The sequence below is a fragment of the Natronospirillum sp. genome, assembly GCF_022565775.1.
In the GTDB taxonomy this organism is placed as follows: domain Bacteria; phylum Pseudomonadota; class Gammaproteobacteria; order Pseudomonadales; family Natronospirillaceae; genus Natronospirillum.
On record NZ_JAIUMC010000173.1, the window covers coordinates 1 to 2,512 of the forward strand.

At 58.6% G+C, this 2,512-nt stretch carries 2 protein-coding genes; one reads left to right on the forward strand and one right to left on the reverse strand.

Annotated elements, in window-relative coordinates:
- Nucleotides 1–161 precede the first annotated feature (161 nt).
- Nucleotides 162–1,682, reverse strand: a complete 1,521-nt coding sequence (gene ilvA / locus LAT62_RS16350; protein WP_293386308.1) for a threonine ammonia-lyase, biosynthetic — start codon at nt 1,680–1,682, stop codon at nt 162–164.
- Nucleotides 1,683–1,832: 150 nt separating this feature from the next.
- On the opposite strand from ilvA, the gene rpiA reads away from it, so the two are divergent.
- Nucleotides 1,833–2,512 (forward strand): ribose-5-phosphate isomerase RpiA (gene rpiA / locus LAT62_RS16355; RefSeq protein ID WP_293386310.1); only part of this gene is annotated, 680 nt, incomplete at its 3' end.

The following is a 2,512-nucleotide window of genomic DNA, read 5'->3' on the forward strand; positions in this document are numbered from 1 at the left end:
CAGTAGACAGTAGACAGTAGACAGTAGACAGTAGACAGTAGACAGTAGACAGTAGGATCCTTGCCAAACCACCGAATACTGTCAAGCTTTCACTGTCGACCGTGCACTGTCGTCTAAATCCCACTGTCGACCGTCGACTGTCATCTGTCGACTCACAGCTTCTACAGAAACATCCGATACGCCGGATTGTCGCTTTCCGCCCACCAGGTGTAGCCAACTTCTTCCAGCTTCTGTTCAAACTGGCTGCGGTCGTCGAGCGGTACCTGAAAAGCGCACAACACGCGCCCGTAGGCATCGCCATGGTTGCGGTAGTGGAACAATGAAATGTTCCAGCGCCCGCCCAGAGTCTTGAGGAAGTTCATCAGTGCGCCCGGGCGTTCCGGGAACTCGAAGCGATACAGCACTTCGTCCGCGGCATGATGCGACTTGCCACCCACCATGTGGCGAATGTGGGTCTTGGCAATTTCGTTTTCCGACAGGTCGAGTACCTTGTAATCGACCCCCTCCAGCGCCTCGATCAGGGCGACCTTCTCTTCCCGGTCCTGCACCTTGATGCCGACAAAGATGTTGGCGGCATGGTCATCGTCGTACCGATAGTTGAATTCGGTCACCGGGCGCTTGCCCACCGTCGAACAGAACTCCCGGAAGGCCCCCGGGCGCTCGGGGATGGTGACCGCAAGGATGGCTTCCCGCTGCTCACCGACCTCGGCCTGCTCGGAGACAAACGCCAGCCGGTCGAAATTCATGTTGGCGCCGCTGCAGATGGCCACATAGGTTTCACCCTGGGTGCTTTCACGATCGACATACTTTTTCATCCCGGCAATGGCCAGGGCACCCGCTGGCTCGGCAATCGAGCGGGTATCGTCGAACATGTCCTTGACTGCGGCACAGATCTCGTCAGCCGTAACCGTGATCACCTCATCGACATGATGCTGGCAGATCTTCCAGGCCTCTTTGCCGACTTGAGCCACCGCCGCGCCGTCGGCAAATATCCCGACCTGTTCCAGCTTCACCGGCTTGCCGGCGGCCATGGCTGCTGCAAGACAGGCCGACTCCTCGAATTCGACGCCGATTACCTTGATCTCCGGGCGCAGGTACTTGATATAGGCGGCGATACCCGCCGCCAGACCGCCGCCGCCAACACAGATGAAGATGGCGTCCAGCGGCTGATTATGCTGATGCAGGATCTCGCGCGCGATGGTGCCCTGACCGGCAATGGTGTCCGGGTCGTCATAGGGGTGAATATAAGTCAGCCCCTGCTCATCCATCAGCTTGCGTGAATGGTCCGAGGCATCGTCAAAGGCATCCCCGTGCAGCACCACCTTGACGTACTTGCCGCCATGCGAGCGCACCGCCTGCACCTTGATTTCGGGGGTGGTTTTGGGCATCACGATCACGGCGCGCGTTTTCAACTGGCGGGCCGCATAGGCAACGCCCTGCGCATGATTCCCGGCCGAGGCACAGATGACACCGCGCTCGCGCTGCTCATCGGTAAGGTGCGCCATGCGGTTGTAGGCGCCACGAATCTTGAACGAAAACACCGGCTGCAGGTCTTCGCGCTTGATCCAGATCTCGTTGTCGAGACGGCTGGACAGATTCTTGGCGAATTCCAGGGGTGTTTCGCGGGCAGCTTCGTACACCCGGCTGTTCAGGATTTTCTTGACGTAGTCCTCAAGGGTCATGGCGCTCTCTTCCGATCCGATTCCGAGTCACTGCTGTTGTCAGTGAGCGCCGCAGTGTAGCAGAACAGGCCACATCCGAAGAAGCCACACACGCAGAGAAGTGGCCGCCAATGGGTTATACTGCACAAAACACGATTCGGGAGATTCAAGATGAATCAGGATGCCATGAAAAAAGCGGTTGCCGAGGCAGCGCTGGAAGAGATTCGCGGGCAGATCAACAAGGACACGGTGCTGGGCATTGGCACCGGTTCCACGGCCAACTATTTCATCGAAGCACTGGGCGACCTGAAGGGGTCCTTTCGCGGCGCGGTGGCCAGCTCCGAGGAAACCGCAAAACGCCTGAAAGCGCGAGATATCGAAATCTTCGAGCTGAATGATGTCGACTCACTGCCGTTCTATATCGATGGGGCGGATGAGGCAGATGAACATCTGCATCTGATCAAGGGCGGCGGCGCGGCCCTGACCCGCGAGAAGATCGTGGCGGCGGTGGCGCGCGAGTTCATCTGTATCTGCGACGAGAGCAAGAAAGTCGACGTCTTGGGCAAGTTCCCGTTGCCGGTCGAAGTGATTCCGATGGCACGCTCCTATGTGGCACGCAAGCTGGCGGGCCTGGGTGGTCAGCCGGTCTATCGTCAGGGCGTGGTGACGGACAATGGCAATGTGATTCTGGATGTACACAACCTGAAAATCACCGACCCCAAGAAGCTGGAAAACGACATCAATGCGATAGTGGGCGTGGTGACCAACGGCCTCTTCGCCAATCGCGGCGCCGACCTGCTGATGCTGGGCACACCCAATGGCGTCAAGACCAGCTCGGTGATCAACACCCC

Bases quoted from the DNA above. Each gene is read 5' to 3' on its own strand.
- ilvA (WP_293386308.1), bottom strand. From the start codon at position 1,682: ATGACCCTTGAGGACTACGTCAAGAAAATCCTGAACAGCCGGGTGTAC.